An 18,770-nucleotide genomic window follows, 5' to 3' on the forward strand; every position below is an offset into this window, starting at 1 on the left:
AGGAAGAGCTTGTTAAGGAACTATTCAGAATTCCAACAGCCATAGAGAAGAGCTTTATCGGCTGGTGCCCCGCCGGAGACAAAGACCATGGGGATTTGTCACTCCTGCTACCAACCATCTGGCAATAAAGTAACAAAATTCTCGTGGATGTGACCGGGGCAACGCGACAACACGCTTTTACTTGAACTGTCATAAATTGTGCGTAGACTGCCGCCTCGCCGCGTAGAGGGACTCTTTATCAGAACCGGGTGGCGAATAATCAACCTGTTTTTTGCGGCACATAGCACGCTAGAAAACAATAAAACGCAGCGGGATCTTTTATGGTGATGAACTCTTTTTTTGTTGAAACAGTATTGAGCAATCGTCTTGGGCAACCGGTAAGCCTGAGCGTTTGTCACCTGCAATTCCAGGGGCGCGATTATGTACTGGTTGTTGCACCTACCCAGCATGCATCCAGTTTCGTCGGAAAAAATGCAGAACCTTTTGCGTTTCAATTGCGCGAGCGCTTTGATCTGGATGCGCGCCGCTTTGAATTGATTGAGGTGCGTGAATCTACTGACGGTACTCAAATGTACCGCTGGCGCTTTGAGTGGGTGGGTAATTCACCGCTGTCTGCGCGCAGTGAAGAAATTACATCGCCGGTGTTGCGCACGGTGTTGTTGGATGTTGTTGAGCCCGCTGCTCCGGCGGCAATTGCCTGACCGTTTGTTCAGCGGTTATTCCTCCGCGCCCATATTGATGGGTGTTTCCTTTCGCCATAGGCGTTGGCGCAGTGGCTGCCCCAACTGTGCCAGCAGCGTCTGTTTGTGTTCTTCACTGGTGAACCAATAATAGTCTTGTGTACTTTTGGGTTTAAACCAGCCGCGCACTTCACCCATGTATTCCAGGGTTAATTTGGGCATGCCCATTTTGCGATCGAAATTAAAACTCTGGTTCCAATGTACCAATAAGTCGCGTTTGGCGATGGCCAGTGCCAACACAGGCGTCTCGGCGGTGATGGGTTTGCAGCTGATAAAACCAATCACTGGTTCGGCGCTGTCGCTATCAATGCGTGAGGCGTTTTCAAAAAAAATGTTTTCGCCAGAAAGTACAACTTTGTAGTAGGTCATGATCAACTAATCTAACTCAATCCAATTCTGCGTCGGTAGGTGGTTGGATGGGTGTTGCTGCCGGCAGTTGCCGGAACAGTTTATTAAAGTGCTGTTGCACGCGCGCAATATTCATCTCCGACAAACTGCTTGAGAATCCAAACCACACATAAAGGCCGTTCAGGTTTTTAAACATCGGTGGCAAATATTTGGGCCCGGCAATAACGCCATCCAGATAGCGCTCATAAAGTAGCGGTAAATCATCCAGCGTTACCTTGCCCACAAACAGCATGGGAATAATTTCCGGCACGCCCGACTGTATGGCGCTGCGAATAAAATTCACATTTTCCACAAAACCTTTTACGTAAGAGATGTCTTTGGTGAACACCGAGCCGCCGGTCAGGGTGCCGCCGCGAAATACCCGTTGGGTCACGCGATAACTGTCGTGTTCGCTCACGCCTCGCTCTAAAAAGTAGCGGTAGACCTCACAAAAATCAGCACCTTGTTCAGCCAGATCGACAGCAACTACCCGATCGCTAATGCGTCGTGCACGCTGCGGAAAAGAACTGAAAGTCAGGGTTTCCAGCAGCACGGCCATACCTTCCTGAATCGCCGTAATACGCGGAGAACCAACACTCAACCAGGTTGCCCAAGGTTGTTCGCGGCCATTGAGTGTAGTGCCTATGTGAACCCAGCCTTCGTGGACTTCCAACACCTGAATATCCAGCTCGGAGAAATGGGAGCGGCGATTAATTTTAATGCGGTCGCCACCGGCGGACGCGTCAGAGACAATGTCATCGCTAATTTGCACGCGCACTTCGTCCGCACCAAAATAGTCGCGCATACGCCCATCCAGCATCCTGACCGCTTCTTCGGCGTTGATGTGATTGGTGTAGGGGCGATTTAAATGCTCAACCGCTGGCAATGAAAAAATATGGCACAGGCGCTCGCCCATCTGGCGCAGGGTTTTGCGATCGCCACGAATGTTGTCGCTGGCGGAGCCGTACAGTTGCTTACTGAAATAGCCAAATTGTTGGGTGCCGCGCGCAAGCAATAGCTCAATCACAATCTGGTATTGATCGATGGTGGCCTGCAGAATTTTGCCCAACGCATCGTCGCGCCCCAATTGGCGGCGCACATCATTTTTTAGTTCTTTCAGTAATTGGCTGATATTACCCGCATCAAACGCCAGTGTTTGGCGCTGATAAAAATCGCTTTCCAGGGCGGGCAGCTCCCGACCTTCCCGGGCGCGAAAGCGCTGTTCGATTCCCGGTGGCCACTTGATGGCATCGAGAATGCGAATAGGCTTTTGCAAGGAGATCAGGCGCGTTGAAAGCTGTCTCAATCGCTCCAGGTAAAGTGAGTCGGTCATATGCGGAATGCCACAAAAGGGGGCAGCCAGGTGCTGTGCACAGATGGCTTGGAATCGGCGCGCATTCTAGCCGTTTGCTGGTGCTTTGTGGCGAGTATTTATGCATGCACAGGTCACGTCTGGCGTAGTGCTGGATAAATCGCCAGAATGTACAAGGTTTGGGTTTGCCGCTAGGTAACTATAGGTTTGAACTGATTGAGCCATGGGGGATTGGTCTATGCCATTTGTTGCGCTGGAAAAACTACATCAACTTTATGATGGTTACCGCAAAGCCTTTACACTGGGTGGCCAGCCTCTGTTGCTGTTGCAGGAAAATGGTAAAACCTTACTGATGAAAAACAGCTGCCCCCATGCGGGCGCAGCACTGACTTATGCGACCTGTGTGGGCAACGCGATTCGCTGCCCCCTGCATGGTATGGTGTTTGACTTGCACAGCGGGCGCTCAACCAACCCCGCGTGCAGTGACTCCTTGCAATTTATCCCCTTGATCTACGAGGGAAATACCTTGGGCGTGGAATGGAATTAAGTGGTTAATCTGTTGTTGTAAATATTGTTGTTGTAAATATTGTTACGAATATTGTTATAAGGACTTATATGAAGCGTTTGATAATGAAATCCCTGGTGGTGCTGGTGTTAATCGCGGGTATTGGCAATTACCTCGTCTATCTCAACACCGGTCAGATGCCACTGCTGGCCATGCGCGATCAATTAGCTGGCAAGAGCCTTGGTGATTTTTTGCCTTCAGTCTCTGCCGATAAGCTCGCAACTGAAGCGCGCTCGGCTGCAGGTAAGGTGGTCGATCAATTTTCAACTGCCGAACCAAGCACCGAAGTGAAGGTGTATAAATGGACGGATGGTGAAGGGCGCGTACATTTTAGTGATAAGCCCTTGGTACAAGAGGCGCAACAGATCGCGGTAGAGACACGCAATGCCATTTCCGCCCCTGAGACAGCTTCCCAATCCACACCCAAGGCTGCGGCAGGCGCACCGTCAGCCGCTGAGCCATCGCCTCTGGAAAAAGCCCGCGCCGCCGCAGAAGCGATGAATAACCGGACCGTGCAGCAAGAGCAGGATTATTGATCCACCCAATGAAAAAGTTCTGGCGTATTACGCGATTTTCCCTCAAGTGGTTACTGCTACTGATACTTGCCTATCAGTTGTGGATTGTGGCGCATCTGGTGTTCTGGAAATGGTCGAATCCCACAGAAACCCGCTTTATGTCACTGCGACTGGACGAGATGCGCACGCAGAATCCCAAGGCAGAACTCAAGTATCAGTGGGTGGATTACCAACACATCTCTGCACACCTCAAGCGCGCCGTCGTTGCCGCTGAGGATGATCGCTTTATGCAACATCACGGTTTCGATATGCGTGGCATAGAACTGGCACTCAAAAAGAATCAGCGCAAAGGTGCATCGGTTGCTGGCGGTTCTTCTATTACCCAGCAGTTGGCCAAAAACCTGTTTTTATCGCCATCGCGCTCTTATGTGCGCAAGGCCCAGGAGGCGGTGATTGCCCTGATGATTGAATTCCTGTGGGATAAACGCCGTATTTTGGAGGTGTATCTGAATGTGGTGGAGTGGGGCAATGGTGTCTTTGGGGCTGAGGCTGCCGCGCGCCACTACTATCGTGTTCCCGCATCGCAGATAGGCCCTTCAGCCGCGGCGCGCATGGCAGTGATGTTGCCCAACCCGCGCCAGTATGAAAAAGCCATGCCCGCATGGGTGGTACGCCATGCCTCGCGGGTGCAGGCGCGAATGCGGTACTCGCAGATTCCGTGATGGCCGCTGTGACTTTTTGTCCCCGTCCGCTTTAAATTTGCGCCGCAGTGACCATATCCTGCGGGCGTGGTTCTCGCGCCATGGCTTTTACGTTACAATCGCGACCCTTTTGGGGTCTCAGTATCCTGTAGTGGTTAATCTGTTGAACTGAGGTGCTTACATGCCTATCTATGAATACCAATGTGAATCCTGTAACCATGGGTTGGAGGCTTTGCAAAAGTTGAGTGACGCTCCCTTGGTGGATTGTCCCGCTTGTGGCAAGGCCAGCCTCAAAAAACAAATCTCGGCGGCGGGTTTTCGCCTCTCTGGCGGCGGCTGGTACGAGACCGACTTTAAATCAGGCAAGAAAAAGAATCTCGCTGGCGATACCAGTGGTTCCAGTTCAGCCTCCGGTGCGGCCAGCTAAGCTGGCCCACCTGTTTAGTCCATGCACTTTTTATAATTACATTCTTACCAATATCAGGAACCAGCTATGCGCAGCCAATATTGTGGCGCTTTAAATGCCTCGTTTATCGATCAAGAAGTGACCCTCTGTGGATGGGTTGATCGTCGTCGCGATCACGGTGGTGTGATCTTTATCGACCTGCGCGACCGCGAAGGTATTGTGCAAGTGGTGTTTGATCCGGATGCCAAAGAGAATTTTGCGCTGGCCGATAAAGTGCGCGGTGAGTACGTATTGCAACTCACCGGTAAAGTGCGCGCCCGTGCGCCATCCACTGTTAACCCGAATATGGCGACTGGCGAGATCGAAGTTTACGGTACTGCGCTGACCATTCTGAACGAAGCGGAAACCATGCCTTTCCCCTTGGATTCCTATTCCAACGTGGGTGAAGAGACGCGCTTGAAATATCGCTTCCTCGATTTGCGCCGCACTGAAATGCAGAAAAACCTGCGTTTCCGCAGCAAAGTCACCAGCGTGATTCGCAACTATCTGGATCGCAATGGTTTCCTTGATGTTGAAACCCCAATCCTGACTCGTGCGACGCCAGAAGGCGCGCGCGATTATCTGGTGCCATCACGTACCCACGACGGTAAATTCTTTGCACTGCCGCAATCACCACAGTTGTTTAAGCAATTGTTGATGGTGGCCGGTTACGACCGTTACTACCAAATCGCCAAGTGCTTCCGCGATGAAGATTTGCGTGCTGATCGTCAGCCAGAATTTACCCAAATCGACATCGAAACCTCCTTCATGTCGCAAGAACAAATCATGGAAATTACCGAAGGTATGTTCCGCGAATTGTTCAAAGATTTGCTCGGTGTCGAGTTTGCTGAAATCAAACACATGCCTTTCTCTGAGGCCATTGCCAAATACGGCTCAGACAAACCGGACATGCGTATTCCGTTGGAATTGGTTGATATCAAAGACCTGGTTACCGACGTGGATTTCAAAGTCTTCGCTGGCCCGGCTAACGATCCAAAATCCCGCGTTACCGCATTGAAAGTACCTGGCGGTAACGAAAAATTGACCCGTAAACAAATCGACGACTACACCAAGTTCGTTGGTATCTACGGCGCAAAAGGTTTGGCGTACATCAAAGTCAACGACAAGTCTGATCTGGAAGAAGGCCTGCAATCACCGATTGTTAAAAACTTGCCCGTGCCAGTGCGTGCCGCAATTCTTGAGCGCGTTGGTGCTGAGAATGGCGATCTGATTTTCTTCGGCGCTGACAAACATAAAGTCGTTACCGAAGCCTTGGGCGCATTGCGCTGCAAACTCGGTGCAGACCTTGAGTTGTACACCGCGCAATGGGCACCGCTGTGGGTTGTTGATTTCCCAATGTTTGAAGAAGATGACAAAGGCGGCTGGACTTCAATTCACCACCCATTCACTTCACCTAGCTGTACCCCGGAAGAGTTGGTTGCGAACCCGGGTGCGGCCTTGTCTCGCGCTTACGATTTGGTATTGAACGGTACTGAATTGGGTGGTGGTTCGGTGCGTATCCACTCATCGACCATGCAACAAGCGGTATTTAAAATCCTCGGTATTTCACCGGAAGAGCAACGCGAGAAATTCGGCTTCCTGCTTGACGCACTTGCCTACGGCGCACCGCCACACGGTGGTTTGGCGTTCGGTTTGGATCGTTTGATTATGTTGATGGTGGGCGCAAGTTCAATCCGCGATGTTATCGCTTTCCCCAAAACCCAAAGCGCTGCTTGTGTGATGACTGATGCACCGGGTACTGTAGATGAATTGCAATTGCGCGATTTGCACATCCGCTTGCGCAAAAAAGAAAAAGCCGTTGCAGCAACAGACGATGCACCTGAATACGGCATGTAATTTTTGTTGATTTGAAAAGGGTGGGCATTGCCCGCCCTTTTTTATTCCCCTCACGTTAATAATCTGCAAGTTGGAGCTGTGCAATGGCCGGACATTCCAAATGGGCAAACATGAAACACCGCAAGGCGCGTCAGGACGCCAAGCGCACCAAAATCTTCACCAAAATCATCCGCGAATTAACCGTCGCTGCCAAGGGTGGTGCAAACCCTGCCGATAACCCGCGCCTGCGCGCAGCGGTGGATAAAGCCTATCTCAACAATCTGAAAAAAGACGTGGTAGAGCGTGCTATTGCCCGTGGTGCCGGTACGAATGAATCCGATGCTTACGAGGAATTGACCTACGAAGGTTATGGCGTTAATGGTGTCGCCTTTATCGTGGAATGTATGACCGACAACCGCAATCGTACGGCGGGCGATGTGCGCCATGCGTTTGACAAAAAGGGTGGTAATCTCGGCACCAGTGGTTCGGTTTCTTACTTGTTTGCGCGCAAAGGTCAAATCAGCTTTGAACCCGGCTTCAATGAAGATGCACTCATGGAAGCGGCCCTTGAAGCGGGCGCCGATGATGTTGTTATCAATGATGATGGCTCCGCCGATGTGATGACCGCTTTTGAAGATTTCTTCCGCGTGAAAGATGCACTCGCCAGTGCAGGGTTAAACCCCGTCTCCGCAGAGATCGCCCTGATCCCATCACTCACTGTCAGCCTCGACAAAGACGCCGCCGAGAAAACTCTCATCTTGATTGACGCCTTGGAAGACTTGGACGATGTACAAAACGTCTACACCAATGCCGATATAGCGGACGATATTATGGAGCAGATTGGTTAACAGGATTTTTCACACCAATTTTCCTCATGTCATATTCCTGTCGTATACAAAATCACAGGAATAGATGAGTTTGGGTTCCCCCCAAACTCTTTGAGGTATAGGCAGTATGGATATGCAAATTAATAAGCACTTTCTCAGGCAAGAGCGTGAAAAGCGCGCATGGAGCCAAAGTCATTTAGCCGACGTGGCTGATTTAAGTATGCGCACGGTGCAACGTATTGAGCACAGTGGTGTTGCGTCTATGGAATCTGCAAAGGCGCTGGCAGCCGCCCTGGACTTGGAGCTTGCTGCGCTAGTGCAATCATCGCCGGCTATTACTCCACACCGGCCGATGTCTTATCGCCTATTTGCGGCTATTGGCACAGTGCTGGTAGGTGTGATTGCTGTTGGTTGGTGGACAACGGCAGCGGCGCAGCAGGTCAAGCTCAGTCTTTCGATAGAAGCGCCCAACGGTACTTACTCTGATTTCAAGCTGTTAAATACCATTGGCGAGCAGAGCGAAATGCAATTGGATAATCAGTTCCGGGTGCTGGTTAATTCTCGCCCTCAAGGTGAGTACCTGTTACTTGAAGCTGACATATACCATTTTGTGGAAGCAGAATACCAATTGATGGCATCCCCATCCCTTCTGATTGAAGATCAGGAGCCTTCATCCTTACACCTTGAATTTCCCAATGGCGACAAGGTGAAGTTGCTGGTTATGGCTGATTATTAAGCGTCACCATTTTTAGATTGGATTGGCAGTTGTTCGCAGACCCACAGCAACTGCCTCCTGCGCCTGCACATCTGTAAATCCCTCTTGCGTCACCCTGAATCACGTGCAACACTGCCGTCAATACAACTGTATATAGATACAACTATGGCACTCATTCTCGGTATCGACCCCGGTTCCCGTAAAACAGGTTTTGGCATTATCAATGTCATTGGTAGTAAGTACGAATACCTGACCAGCGGGGTGATTCGCATGAAGGATTCGGATGAGTTGCCCGCCCGTTTAAAAGTGATTTTTGATTCCCTGACCCAGATTATCGAGCAATATTGCCCTCAAGAAATGGCGATTGAGCAGGTATTTATGGCGAAAAATGCCGCCTCAGCCTTGAAGTTGGGGCAGGCGAGGGGAGCGGCAATTGTGGCCGCTACAGCGCAGGATGTACCTGTGTCCGAGTACGAAGCACGTAAGGTCAAGCAGTCGGTTGTGGGAAATGGCGCTGCCGATAAACTGCAGGTGCAACACATGGTGAAAACTCTGTTGCGCCTTCCCGCCGCACCACAGGAAGATGCGGCAGATGCTTTGGCGGTAGCGCTTTGCCATGCCAACACTCGCGACCATTTAATTCGCATGGCAGGTTCATCCAGTTTTCGTCGTGGGCGCATTGTTTAACAGTCACTGGTCAATCTGGTGAGTAAAACGAGTTATTAGAAGAGACATATTATGATTGGACGCTTGCGCGGAACATTGGTTGAAAAACAGCCACCTTATTTGGTGCTGGATGTGCAAGGTGTGGGCTATGAATTGCAAGCGCCTATGACGACGTTTTACCGTTTGCCAGCTATAGGCCAGGATGTGGTGTTGCACACCCACTTGTCGATTACTGAAAACCTGCACCAGCTTTTTGGATTTGCTGAACAGCGCGATCGCTCTTTATTTCGCACCCTGATCAAAGTGAATGGTGTTGGCCCCAAATTAGCAATATCTATATTGTCTGGCATGGAGGCGGATGATATCGCCCGCTGCGTGCGCGATGACAATATCACCGCACTCACAAAAGTCCCCGGGATAGGCAAAAAAACCGCAGAGCGTTTGGTCATTGAGTTGCGCGACCGCCTGAAAAACTGGGATATGCCGCAAAACGATTTACTTGCCCACAGTGAAATTCAGAGTATCGCCACAGATAACGATGTGTTTGCCGAGGCAGAGAGTGCCTTGATCGCCCTTGGTTACAAACCGGTTGACGCGGCGAAAATGGTTTCCCTTGCCGCCAAACAAAAACCGGATGCCTCCAGCGAAGAGTTAATTCGTATGGCACTGCGCGCTATCGCCGGATAAACAGACTGCCGGATAATTTTTACCAGGTTGAATAACAATGATTGAAACCGACCGCCTGATTGCCCCTGTCGCCAAAGAGCGTGAAGATCATCTGGATCGCACGGTGCGCCCTAAATCGCTCGCGGATTATGTTGGTCAGCCCGCCGTGCGTGAACAGATGGAGATTTTTATCGGCGCCGCCAAAAAACGCGGTGAGGCGCTGGATCACACACTGGTATTTGGCCCGCCCGGTCTGGGCAAGACAACGCTGGCCAATATTATTGCCAATGAAATGAATGTCTCGCTCAAGAGCACCTCTGGCCCGGTACTGGAAAAAGCGGGCGATTTAGCGGCACTGCTCACCAACCTTGAGCCGGGCGATGTGCTGTTTATCGATGAAATCCATCGCTTGAGCCCTGTGGTAGAGGAAATCCTCTATCCGGCAATGGAAGATTTCCAGTTAGATATCATGATTGGCGAGGGGCCAGCTGCACGTTCAATCAAACTGGATTTACCGCAATTCACACTGGTGGGCGCCACTACGCGAGCCGGATTATTGACCTCACCCTTACGCGATCGTTTTGGTATCGTTCAGCGTTTGGAGTTTTATAATGTCGCCGATCTGACACACATTGTGGCTCGCTCATCTGCGCTCCTGGGTGTGCAAATGGATATTGAAGGTGCGGCAGAAGTTGCCAAGCGTTCCCGTGGTACACCGCGTATTGCGAATCGCTTGCTGCGCCGGGTGCGCGATTTTGCAGAGATGAAGGGTGATGGCACAGTCACCGCCAAAATGGCTGACAGCGCACTCAATATGCTCAATGTCGATGAGCGCGGTTTTGACCATATGGATCGCCGCTTACTGACCGCAATGATGCACAATTTTGACGGTGGCCCTGTGGGGGTGGAAAGTCTCGCTGCCGCCATTAGCGAGGATCGTGGAACTATTGAGGATGTTATAGAGCCTTATTTAATTCAACAGGGCTTCATGGCACGCACGCCGCGCGGTCGTATTTTGACCAACAACGCTTACCTTTATTTTGGTATGCCGGTACCAAAGCGCTTACAGGACTCAACGGATTAATGATGTTATGCAGTTATTCAGTATTCCTCTGCGAGTCTACATAGAGGACACCGACGCAGGCGGTATCGTTTATTACGTCAATTATCTTAAATATATGGAGCGCAGCCGTACAGAATTCCTGCGCGCTTTAGGCTATGATAGGCCCGCTATTTTGGACGGCGGTTTACTGCTTGTTGTGCATAGCGCGCAAGTGAATTATCGTCGCCCTGCGCGTCTGGACGATCAGCTTTATATCACCGCACAGCTGCATAAACTGGCGCGCACCTATGCCGAATTTCAACAGCAAGTGATACGCGATGGTGAATTATTATGCGATGGCATAATCCGTATCGCCTGTGTGGATGCTGATACCATGAAGCCAACTGCGCTTCCTGCTGTCATGCATCAACAACTCACCCATATTTTTCACAGTTCAACCAGTAAGAGTTAACCATATCTATGTCAGAAGCTAATCAAAGTCTGTCGATTCTGCATCTCATGCTTGAAGCCAGTTTTTTAGTGCAAATGGTGATGCTGATTTTATTTTTGGCATCCGTCATTTCCTGGGTCATGATTTTCCAGCGTGAGGTATATCAGCGCAAAGCCTCTGCCGCTTTTGTGTATTTTGAAAAGCAATTCTGGTCTGGTATTGATTTGAATCAGCTCTATCGCCAAGGCAACAGTCGCAATGAAGCGGTGGAGAGTATCGAGAGCATTTTTCGTGCAGGTTTCAAAGAATTCACCCGCCTGCGCCAACAGGCTGGTGCTGATTCGGATGCAATTATGGAAGGCTCAATGCGTGCTATGCGCGTTGCCCTCGCACGTGAACATGAAAAACTGGAGGAAAATCTGCCTTTCCTTGCCAGCGTTGCCTCGGTCAGTCCTTACATCGGCCTGTTTGGTACGGTATGGGGGATCATGGTGTCCTTCCTCAATATCGCCAACGCCGGTCAACCAAGCTTGGCAACCGTTGCTCCCGGTATCGCAGAAGCCTTGATTGCTACAGCAATGGGTTTGTTTGCGGCGATTCCCGCAGTATTGGCTTACAACAAATTCTCCGCACGTGCGGAAAACCTGATGAGTAACTATCAAACCTTTGCGGAAGAGTTTTCTGCCATCCTGCATCGTCAGGTTCACAGTAAATAACGCACTGTCACGTTGATTGGTAACGGGTTAAAAAAATGTCTGGATTTGGTCCACCGGTAAAAAAGAAACTGAAAGCGGAAATCAATGTGGTTCCGCTTATCGACGTCATGCTCGTGTTGCTGATTGTATTTATGATTGCGGCGCCCATGATGACTCAGGGTATCAAAGTAGAGTTGCCACAGGCTGCATCGGAGCCAGTTGAATCAAAAGATGATGATCCTATTACTGTTTCAGTAAAGGCAGACGGTAGCTACTACATCGATTTGGGCGGAGATGCCGAGGCCGCACGTCCCCTGGCGGAAATTAAATCAATAGTCAGCAAAGTGCTGGCAGAAAAGCCGAATACGCTGGTATTTGTCCAGGGCGATAAGAAGGTTGAGTATGGTGTGATAGTTGCGCTGATGGGGGAGTTGAAGTTGGCTGGAGCCCCCTCTGTTGGTTTGATCACGGAGCCGCCGCGCTAGGTTTTTTATGAGACTGGAAAAATCATTTTCACTTCCCATATTCCTGAGTGTCTCGCTGCATACATTATTGCTGGTGTTGTTTTTAGGTGATTGGAATTTTTTTAAAAAGGAACCGGAACCCTATAAGCCACACTATGTCACAGCTACTTTGGTGGATATGAAGCCCAAAGCAAAAGCAGCACCACAGCAAACAAAAGAGCAGGTGTTAGATTCCAAGGCTTACGAAGATCTGAAAAACAACAAAAAACAGGATGAGCAGCGCCGCAAAGAAGCGGAAGCAATGGTTCAGAAGAAAAAAGAACAGGAAGCTAAAGCGGCTGCCGCTGAAGCAGAAAAAGTAAAACAGCAAAAGATTAAAGAAGAGCAAGCAAAAATCGCCAAAGCCAAAGCAGAAAAGGAAGCGGCGGAAAAAAAGCGCAAGGCGGAAGAGTTAGCCAAGCAACAAGCTGAAGCAGCTAAAAAGACCAAGCGCGAGCAAGAGGCACAGGAAGAGCAGCGTCGTATTCAGGCTGCCTTGCAAAAAGAGGCAAAACACATCAGCGATACAAACGATGATGTGAATACCAAAAGTTACGAAGAAATGTTGATTGAACGTGTTCAACAGAATTGGAGTCGCCCGCCGTCAGCGCGCAATGGCCTGGAGGTAACACTGGAAGTCAATATGCTTCCTACTGGCGTTGTGACAGGGTTGCGTGTTGTGCGCAGCAGTGGGGACCCGGCATTTGATCGATCAGCCGAGCAAGCGGTCAAGCGAGTTGACCGGTTTACTGAGGCTATGCAGATTCCGCCCGATATTTTTGAAAAATATTTTCGTGTGTTCAGATTTACATTTAGCCCAGAGGACTTAAGGTCGTGAAACGTTATCTATTGTTATGTCTTATTTTGGTGGCCGGTATGGCTCAGGCGCAGTTGAATCTGCGCGTGACCAAAGGGGTGGATAATCCCACGAAAATTGCTGTGGTTCCTTTTGCATGGCAAGGTGGAAAATTATCCGAGGACATCGCCAAAATTGTTGGTAATGACCTTGAATTCTCTGGCCAGTTTCAGGCTACCTCTCCTGATCGTATGTTGTCCTTTCCTCGCTCTGAAGCAGAAGTTCACTACCGTGACTGGAAAGCTTTGGGTTCAGAGTATTTATTGATCGGCTCTATTACTGAGCAAGCGGGGCGTTATTACGCCAGTTACGAGTTATTTGATGTGGTGCAGCAAAAGCGTGTCTTTGCCAAACTGACTGTTGATGGCTCTTCGGCGCAGCTGCGCGATATGGCACACCATATTAGCGATAAAGTGTATGAAACTATTACTGGTATCCGCGGGATTTTTTCTACCAAGCTGATTTATGTAGAGGCATTCAAGCAGCCGCAAAAGTATCGCCTTATGCTTTCGGATATCGACGGTTTCCGCTCTCGCATGTTGTTGGAGTCGCGCTTTCCACTGCTCTCACCAGTATGGTCACCAAATGGCCAACGCGTAGCTTATGTGTCTTTTGAAGCGGATAACAAACCTGCAATTTATATTCAGGACATAGCAACAGGCAGACGCCAACAAATGACTAATTTCCGTGGACTCAACGGTGCACCGGCATGGTCACCTGATGGTCAAAAGCTGGCTATGGCCTTATCAAAAGATGGTAACCCCGAAATTTATGTCATGAATGTGCTGACGCGGCAGTTAACGCGTGTCACCAACCATTTTGCTATTGATCATGAGCCAACATGGTCTGCTGATGGCGCATCGATCTTCTTTACATCCGACAGGGGCGGTAAGCCACAAATCTATCAGGTTTATTTGGCGACAATGCAGCAAGAGCGAGTAACATTTGATGGTGATTACAATGCACGTCCGCGCGTTTCTCCAGATGGCAAAAGCCTGATAATGCTGAACAGACGCCCCGGTACTACCCATCATATCGCTGCACAGGATATAAAATCTGGCAATTTACGCATTTTGTCCGAGACAAACCTTGATGAATCACCTACTATAGCGCCCAATGGCGCTATGCTAATGTATGCGACTCGTTCTGGTGGTAAAGGAGTATTGGCGGCCGTGTCTTTGGATGCGCGCGTCAAAATCCTCCAGCCTCCAAAACAGGGTGATGTGCGGGAACCCGCATGGTCGCCATTCTTTAACTAAATCCCCGTTCAAACTAGATCAAAACTTCATTGGAGTTACACACACATGATCACCAAAGCAATCAAGCAAGGTCTCACTTTGGCTGTTGTTATGTCTTTCCTGGTTGGCTGTTCAAGCAGCGACAACGCAACTACCGAAGCTCCAACCGCTGGTACTGCAGTAACTGACACCAGCGCTTCAGAAGCTACCCTGTCAAACGTTGTTTACTTTGACTTCGATCAATACTCTTTGACTGCTGAAAGCCGTGCTGTATTGTTGGCTCACGCTGACAAACTGAAAGGTGCTTCAGTAGCTGTGCGTTTGGAAGGTCACGCTGATGAGCGCGGTTCACGCGAGTACAACATGGCTCTGGGTGAAAAACGTGCTAACGCTGTTCGCGATTTCCTCGTGACTCAAGGCGTTAACGGTTCTTCTTTGGAAGTTGTAAGCTTCGGCGAAGAGCAACCAGTTGCTACCGGTAGTGATGAAGCCTCTTGGGCTCAAAACCGTCGCGTAGAAGTTAAGTACTAAGAGTCTAGACCCGTATGCTTAAAAATCTGATTGCTGTTGCTTTAATAGCTTCGGCTCCAGTCCTACAGGCGCAAGTACGGGTTGTTGAGTCTTCCCCCCAGGGCTTTGGCTCTGGGGTGGCTCAATCTGGTATGCCTGCCTCCGCTGAATCCGATGTGTATTCCCAAATTCGTTCTTTGCAAGAAGAAATAGCCACCCTGCGTGGTCTTGTTGAAGAGCAATCCTATGAGCTCAAGCAGCTCAAGCAATTACAGCTAGATAACTACATGGACTTGGATCGTCGTTTGTCCGGTGGTGCGAACTCTGTTGCACCTGCGGCCTCAGTTGAGCCTCTTCCTGCCAAGTCACCTTCTCGCGCTGTTGTTGCAGACAATGCCAGTGAAGCTGATGTCTACAAAGCTGCATATGATTTACTGAATCAAAAAGATTTTGCTGGTGCGGAAAGCGCTTTCAAAGATCATTTGACTCGTTTCCCTAGCGGTGATTTTGCCAGCAATAGCCATTATTGGCTGGGTAAGATTGCAATGCTGAAAAAGGATTATCCGCAGGCTAAAACCTGGTTTACTGATCTAATCGCTAATTTTCCTGCCGCTGCTAAAGTGCCTGATGCCCAGTTGGATTTGGGTAAGGTTTACTTCCTGATGGGCGATAAAGTAAAAGCAAAATCTTTGCTTAGTCAACTTGCGGCTGGCAACACGGATGCAGCCAGATTGGCATCAAAATTTATCAGCGATAATTTTTAATCTGCCTATACTGATTGCTTAGAGAAAGCCTCAGCGCCCAATGCGTTGGGGCTTTTTTATGGGCGAAAGATTTGCAGATATGGCGCCTTGGGGGAATTGTACTGGTGAGAAAAGAAAGGGGGCCCCTTGCGGAAGCCCCCATAGTATATCCAGTATCGAGTTGAGTAAACGCTCCATTTCGTTTACCTCAGCGTCCTGCTGAAAACTCGATTCCACCGTCCATTTGATATATCCCTATAAAACCTTCCTGAGCGACATTCCTTGTGTGGTGGATGAGTTGGTGGGTTGTCAGCTTTCTCCTTTAGCATACCCTGCGCTCAGTCTGTTACTCCCTGTGTCGACAGTGGTCCTTCATCTTCCGTGTGAGCTGATTCCATCAACTGGTAGTTTATCCTGCTGCATCCTGCAGCCATGTCCCTTTTGACCGGTGACTCCCTTCTTTCCTCCCTGTTGTTGTATTTTGCCTTTAAGGTGGTGCTGCATATAGTCATAAATCTCGCAAATGTTTGTAGGAAAATGACTACAGTGCTTAGTCGCATAACGCGATATTCAGGTAGATTCGGTCTCTGTTAAGGTTGTTTTTGTTAGGCTGTAATTTCTGATTGGGGTAGAGTGCAGTATTAGCGTGCCCCACTGTTTTAGATTGCGAGGTTTCGACGAATGACGCCACCATACATAACATTATTAAAGCCTTTTCGCTTGCTCAGTTATTTTGTGCTTTTTCTTTTGTCGGGCACGGTAGGGGCTACAAATGAAAGTGATCCTGCGCTTGCGTATAAACTGCATTACCAAGTGACATTTGAGCCGGAAAGGGAAGGTGCCTCGGTGTTGCTGAGCATTAACAAGGGGGAGTTGCTTAAGCGGATAGAATTTTCCAATAAAGAAAATATTTACTCCGATATTCGTGCTACCGGAAAGCTAACCTTAAAAGATAAGCGTGTGACTTGGGAGTTGCCACAAGGTAAGGCGCGTCTTTCATACTTTGTGAAGCTTACCAATGAGCGGAGCCCGGGCAAATATGATTCACGCATTACTAAAGATTGGGCTTTGTTTCGCGGTGATGACTTAATTCCTGCTGTTCATACTTTTGAGACGGCAGGTGCTTATGCTGTAGCAACCTTGGAGTTTATTTTGCCGGAATCCTGGGGAAGTGTTGAAACTGGATGGCCGCGTAAAAAGGGAAATGTTTTTAAAATTGATAATCCCGAGCGTCGGTTTGATCGTCCTATTGGATGGATGATTGCCGGGGATATAGGTTCACGCCGTGCCAGCATTGCCAAAACGGCGATTGCTGTGAGTGGACCCAAAGGTGAAAACTTTCGACGTATGGATGCTTTGGTGTTTTTTAATTTTGTGTGGCCTGAAGTTGCTAATGCCTTCAAGAAAACCCCGGAAAAACTGTTGGTCGTTGGTGCCGGTGATCCTATGTGGCGCGGTGGTTTATCTGCGTCCAATTCTTTATTTTTGCACGCGGATCGCCCGCTGGTTAGTGAAAATGGTACCAGTCCTTTATTGCATGAATTAACTCATATGGTGACACGCATCAGTGGTGTGGTGACTGAAACCACAAACGATGATTGGATTGCAGAAGGTTTGGCGGAATTTTATTCATTTGAGTTGCTGTATCGCGCCAATGGGATGACCAAGGCCAGACGCAGCAGGATTATTAGCGGTTTGGCCAAATGGGGTGGTGAGGTAGAGCATTTGCGTAAAACAAAATCCACTGGCCCTGTGACTGCTCGTGCTGTGGTTTTGCTTGATGAGTTGAATACAGAAATTAAAAATCGCAGTAAAAAGAAATACGATATTGACGATGTGACACGCGAATTGATGAAAAAGCGTAAGGTATCTTTGGATGATTTGCGTCAGGCAACTGAGCAGTTAATCGGCCCGGAGATTGATACGCTCAAGTCACCCTTACTCAAATAATATACTGATGCGCGCAGTTAAATACTGCGCGCAATAATGATCCCGCCCCACAGCAAGTTGCGATCTCCAGCTCCATGTTTTATCTCTGAGCTGTGCCCGCGTAATACATAGCTGATGCGATAACCTTGCTTGAAGGCAAAGGTATATCCCGCCCAGGCTTCGATCAGTAATGGCCGTAATTCATGTTGTTGGTAGGTGACTGCGCTATCGCGGAACTGGCCTTGTAAAAAGGCATTATAGGCTCGCGCTTTGATAGCAAAGCCGCTCCAGAAATAATGTTCATTAATCGCTTTGGCGCTGCTTGAATAAGAGGACTTTTCGCCATAGCTGGCCAGTTCAGGGTTAAATGAAGACCATGGGCTGTGAATTCTGCCCGCCCTCATGCTTAGGCCCCAGCTCGCTTCGGTTAAATAACCTACAGATGCCTGAATGGTGCTTTTGATCTCCACATTATCGGAGAAATGATCGAAATATTGCTGTCTGGCAATCGCATAGCGCGCGGTAATTTCTCCTCCTTCACTGATTTGATTGTCCCAACCTTCTGCCCGTGTTCCGGCAGTGTTTTTATGGGCGATATTTTGTAACTCGCCCACCAGTCCGAGCCCCAGCATCCCTACCGTCAAGGTGCTTTTCCAGGCGATATTGTTCACCAGGTCGATCTTTTCCCGTGAGTTGGAAAGGTAGAGCAGGCTGGCATAAGGTCTATCTTCGGGGTTTGCTGCGCTGATAGTGATGTCTTCAGGGGTAAAGCCAAAAGCGCCCCATTCACGGCTAAATGTTTCTATAGCACCTGCTGTGGGTTGATGGTCATTGCCCAACCAGCTATCGATGACTGTCAGTGCTGTGGAAAAAGGAAGTGATGAGTTATCAGGCGTAATGCCGCTTTGGGTAAAGTTGATGCCATAGGTATAGTCTTGATCGCGATGACCGGGTACAAGAACGTCATTATCAAATGCAAAGGCCCAGCTTGGTGCCCGACTTTTGGATTTGGCATTGTCCAGTTTGAGTTCAGGAAGGCTGGTTGGCTCTTGTGTTGATGCGAGCTGTAGCCATTCGGGTTGGGATTCTTTCAGATAGCGTTGTGGATCAGCAAGGCTGAGGCTGCTGATGCTAATCAGAACAGTGAAAATAAATAGTTGGATTGAATAGCTTTCCAGTAATAAAAGTCGCCGCTGCGAGGTGCTGGCTTTGACGGGAGATGCTATGAAGTAAGAGGTATCCATTATGTCAGTAACTCCTCAGTTACGGTGCCCCAGGTTTAATTTGTTTTCCTTTAAATAAATGACCAGTCGTCTTCTTTTGTGAGCAAAAAAATAAGCGAAATTGTCGCCTATTCAAGGTTGTACCTTGCACTAAGAAGTTGACTGGTCATTTATTTTTATAAGGAAAAGCACCCGTATAAACAGG

The 18,770-nt window shown here is 49.1% G+C and carries 22 protein-coding genes; 19 read left to right on the forward strand and 3 right to left on the reverse strand.

Annotated features, from left to right (window positions below):
* Nucleotides 1–320 precede the first annotated feature (320 nt).
* Nucleotides 321–701 (forward strand): hypothetical protein, encoded by a 381-nt coding sequence (locus B0D95_RS01170; RefSeq protein WP_078042171.1) that lies wholly within the window; start codon nucleotides 321–323, stop codon nucleotides 699–701.
* A 15-nt stretch (nucleotides 702–716) separates the two neighbouring features.
* On the opposite strand, the gene B0D95_RS01175 is transcribed toward B0D95_RS01170, so the two are convergent.
* Together B0D95_RS01175 and B0D95_RS01180 are read right to left on the reverse strand one after the other, a co-directional pair.
* Nucleotides 717–1,109 carry a hypothetical protein gene (locus tag B0D95_RS01175; protein WP_078042172.1) on the reverse strand — a complete coding sequence of 131 codons (393 nt, stop codon included), beginning with the start codon at nucleotides 1,107–1,109 and terminating at the stop codon, nucleotides 717–719.
* Nucleotides 1,110–1,125: 16 nt separating this feature from the next.
* A complete protein-coding gene (locus B0D95_RS01180) occupies nucleotides 1,126–2,460 on the reverse strand; it encodes a flavohemoglobin expression-modulating QEGLA motif protein (RefSeq protein WP_078042173.1) in 1,335 nt (444 codons plus the stop codon).
* Nucleotides 2,461–2,677: 217 nt separating this feature from the next.
* Here B0D95_RS01180 and B0D95_RS01185 point away from each other — a divergent pair, with 217 nt between their 5' ends.
* From B0D95_RS01185 to B0D95_RS01270, 18 genes are all read left to right on the forward strand, one after another.
* On the forward strand, nucleotides 2,678–2,986 hold the full coding sequence (locus tag B0D95_RS01185; RefSeq protein WP_078042174.1) for a Rieske 2Fe-2S domain-containing protein: 309 nt from the start codon (nucleotides 2,678–2,680) through the stop codon (nucleotides 2,984–2,986).
* 68 nt (nucleotides 2,987–3,054) lie between these two features.
* Nucleotides 3,055–3,540, forward strand: a complete 486-nt coding sequence (locus tag B0D95_RS01190; protein ID WP_078042175.1) for a DUF4124 domain-containing protein — start codon at nucleotides 3,055–3,057, stop codon at nucleotides 3,538–3,540.
* Between the two features lie 8 nt (nucleotides 3,541–3,548).
* The gene (gene mtgA / locus B0D95_RS01195) at nucleotides 3,549–4,241 is read left to right on the forward strand and encodes a monofunctional biosynthetic peptidoglycan transglycosylase (RefSeq protein ID WP_078042176.1); all 693 of its coding nucleotides are present in this window, start codon (nucleotides 3,549–3,551) and stop codon (nucleotides 4,239–4,241) included.
* 160 nt (nucleotides 4,242–4,401) lie between these two features.
* A complete protein-coding gene (locus B0D95_RS01200) occupies nucleotides 4,402–4,647 on the forward strand; it encodes an FmdB family zinc ribbon protein (protein WP_078042177.1) in 246 nt (81 codons plus the stop codon).
* Between the two features lie 66 nt (nucleotides 4,648–4,713).
* The gene (gene aspS, locus B0D95_RS01205) at nucleotides 4,714–6,522 is read left to right on the forward strand and encodes an aspartate--tRNA ligase (RefSeq protein ID WP_078042178.1); all 1,809 of its coding nucleotides are present in this window, start codon (nucleotides 4,714–4,716) and stop codon (nucleotides 6,520–6,522) included.
* An 83-nt stretch (nucleotides 6,523–6,605) separates the two neighbouring features.
* The gene (locus B0D95_RS01210) at nucleotides 6,606–7,349 is read left to right on the forward strand and encodes a YebC/PmpR family DNA-binding transcriptional regulator (protein ID WP_078042179.1); all 744 of its coding nucleotides are present in this window, start codon (nucleotides 6,606–6,608) and stop codon (nucleotides 7,347–7,349) included.
* Between the two features lie 106 nt (nucleotides 7,350–7,455).
* The gene (locus B0D95_RS01215; RefSeq protein WP_078042180.1) at nucleotides 7,456–8,064 is read left to right on the forward strand and encodes a helix-turn-helix transcriptional regulator; all 609 of its coding nucleotides are present in this window, start codon (nucleotides 7,456–7,458) and stop codon (nucleotides 8,062–8,064) included.
* Between the two features lie 144 nt (nucleotides 8,065–8,208).
* The gene (gene ruvC / locus B0D95_RS01220; RefSeq protein WP_078042181.1) at nucleotides 8,209–8,730 is read left to right on the forward strand and encodes a crossover junction endodeoxyribonuclease RuvC; all 522 of its coding nucleotides are present in this window, start codon (nucleotides 8,209–8,211) and stop codon (nucleotides 8,728–8,730) included.
* A gap of 51 nt (nucleotides 8,731–8,781) precedes the next feature.
* Nucleotides 8,782–9,396, forward strand: a complete 615-nt coding sequence (gene ruvA, locus B0D95_RS01225) for a Holliday junction branch migration protein RuvA (protein ID WP_078042182.1) — start codon at nucleotides 8,782–8,784, stop codon at nucleotides 9,394–9,396.
* A gap of 37 nt (nucleotides 9,397–9,433) precedes the next feature.
* Complete coding sequence (gene ruvB / locus B0D95_RS01230; RefSeq protein ID WP_078042183.1) at nucleotides 9,434–10,459, forward strand: Holliday junction branch migration DNA helicase RuvB; 1,026 nt, start codon at nucleotides 9,434–9,436, stop codon at nucleotides 10,457–10,459.
* A 7-nt stretch (nucleotides 10,460–10,466) separates the two neighbouring features.
* Complete coding sequence (gene ybgC / locus B0D95_RS01235; protein ID WP_078042184.1) at nucleotides 10,467–10,889, forward strand: tol-pal system-associated acyl-CoA thioesterase; 423 nt, start codon at nucleotides 10,467–10,469, stop codon at nucleotides 10,887–10,889.
* An 8-nt stretch (nucleotides 10,890–10,897) separates the two neighbouring features.
* A complete protein-coding gene (gene tolQ, locus B0D95_RS01240) occupies nucleotides 10,898–11,584 on the forward strand; it encodes a protein TolQ (protein ID WP_078042185.1) in 687 nt (228 codons plus the stop codon).
* 35 nt (nucleotides 11,585–11,619) lie between these two features.
* On the forward strand, nucleotides 11,620–12,048 hold the full coding sequence (gene tolR / locus B0D95_RS01245) for a protein TolR (protein WP_078042186.1): 429 nt from the start codon (nucleotides 11,620–11,622) through the stop codon (nucleotides 12,046–12,048).
* 7 nt (nucleotides 12,049–12,055) lie between these two features.
* Nucleotides 12,056–12,904 carry a cell envelope integrity protein TolA gene (gene tolA / locus B0D95_RS01250; protein WP_078042187.1) on the forward strand — a complete coding sequence of 283 codons (849 nt, stop codon included), beginning with the start codon at nucleotides 12,056–12,058 and terminating at the stop codon, nucleotides 12,902–12,904.
* Nucleotides 12,901–14,181: a Tol-Pal system beta propeller repeat protein TolB gene (tolB, locus tag B0D95_RS01255; RefSeq protein WP_078042188.1), complete on the forward strand. Its 1,281-nt coding sequence runs from the start codon at nucleotides 12,901–12,903 to the stop codon at nucleotides 14,179–14,181. The genes tolA and tolB overlap by 4 nt, the downstream gene beginning before the upstream one ends.
* A 45-nt stretch (nucleotides 14,182–14,226) precedes the next feature.
* Complete coding sequence (gene pal / locus B0D95_RS01260) at nucleotides 14,227–14,691, forward strand: peptidoglycan-associated lipoprotein Pal (protein ID WP_078042189.1); 465 nt, start codon at nucleotides 14,227–14,229, stop codon at nucleotides 14,689–14,691.
* Nucleotides 14,692–14,705: 14 nt separating this feature from the next.
* Nucleotides 14,706–15,434 carry a YbgF trimerization domain-containing protein gene (locus B0D95_RS01265; RefSeq protein WP_244904653.1) on the forward strand — a complete coding sequence of 243 codons (729 nt, stop codon included), beginning with the start codon at nucleotides 14,706–14,708 and terminating at the stop codon, nucleotides 15,432–15,434.
* Nucleotides 15,435–16,094: 660 nt separating this feature from the next.
* Nucleotides 16,095–17,363 carry a hypothetical protein gene (locus tag B0D95_RS01270; RefSeq protein ID WP_078042191.1) on the forward strand — a complete coding sequence of 423 codons (1,269 nt, stop codon included), beginning with the start codon at nucleotides 16,095–16,097 and terminating at the stop codon, nucleotides 17,361–17,363.
* A gap of 17 nt (nucleotides 17,364–17,380) precedes the next feature.
* On the opposite strand, the gene B0D95_RS01275 is transcribed toward B0D95_RS01270, so the two are convergent.
* Nucleotides 17,381–18,586, reverse strand: coding sequence for a lipid A deacylase LpxR family protein (locus tag B0D95_RS01275; RefSeq protein ID WP_078042192.1), 1,206 nt, complete (start codon nucleotides 18,584–18,586; stop codon nucleotides 17,381–17,383).
* Nucleotides 18,587–18,770: the final 184 nt, after the last annotated feature.

Source organism: Cellvibrio sp. PSBB023, assembly GCF_002007605.1.
In the GTDB taxonomy this organism is placed as follows: Bacteria; Pseudomonadota; Gammaproteobacteria; order Pseudomonadales; family Cellvibrionaceae; genus Cellvibrio.